At 75.7% G+C, this 608-nt stretch carries 1 protein-coding gene; it reads right to left on the bottom strand.

Translation table 11 applies throughout. From position 1 onward, the window contains the following. Positions 1-7: 7 nt before the first annotated feature. The gene (locus KVT14_RS20070; RefSeq protein ID WP_217617272.1) at positions 8-514 is read right to left on the bottom strand and encodes an ABC transporter ATP-binding protein; all 507 of its coding nucleotides are present in this window, start codon (positions 512-514) and stop codon (positions 8-10) included. Positions 515-608 lie beyond the last annotated feature (94 nt).

Raw genomic sequence — 608 nt, 5'->3', positions numbered from 1 at the left:
AGGTGGGCTAGTCCAGCACGATCAGGTCGGGCTCGGGCGCCAGCGCCCGGGCGATCGCGACCCGCTGCTGCTGGCCGCCGGACAGCTCGGCGGGCAGCCGGGTGCGCATCTCGGCCGGCAGGCCGACGAGGTCCAGCAGCTCCGCGACCCGAGCGGACGCGGCCGCGCCGCGGACCCCGGTCAGCCGGGCCAGCGGCTCGCGGAGGATCCGGTCGACCGTCCACCGCGGGTCGAGCGACTGGTACGGGTGCTGGAACACCATCTGCACCGACCGGCGGCGCTCGCGGTCCCAGGGCCCCAGCAGGTCGAACCCGCCGAACGTCGCCGTCCCCGACGTCGCCCCGTGCAGGCCGGCGACGACCCGGCCGAGCGTGGACTTGCCCGATCCCGACTCGCCGACCAGGGCGAGCGTGCGGGCGGTGTCCAGCTCCAGGTCGACGCCGCGCACCGCGTGCACGGTGCGCCCGCGGACGCTGAACGTCTTGGTGACGTCGCGCAGCTCCAGCAGCGCCATGTCAGGCCTCCTCGCCCGCGGCGACCAGGTACCGCGTGTACTCGTGCTGCGGGGACGCGAACAGCTCGACGACGCCCGTGGGCTCGACCAGGCC

This window comes from Cellulomonas sp. GbtcB1, assembly GCF_019091725.1.
Lineage (GTDB): Bacteria > Actinomycetota > Actinomycetes > Actinomycetales > Cellulomonadaceae > Cellulomonas.
Note: the sequence above shows the minus strand (reverse complement) of the source record. Positions and strands in the feature narration are given on the sequence as shown.

Excerpts from the sequence above, each read along its gene's own strand:
- KVT14_RS20070 (WP_217617272.1), bottom strand. The coding sequence starts at position 514 with ATGGCGCTGCTGGAGCTGCGCGACGTCACCAAGACGTTCAGCGTCCGC.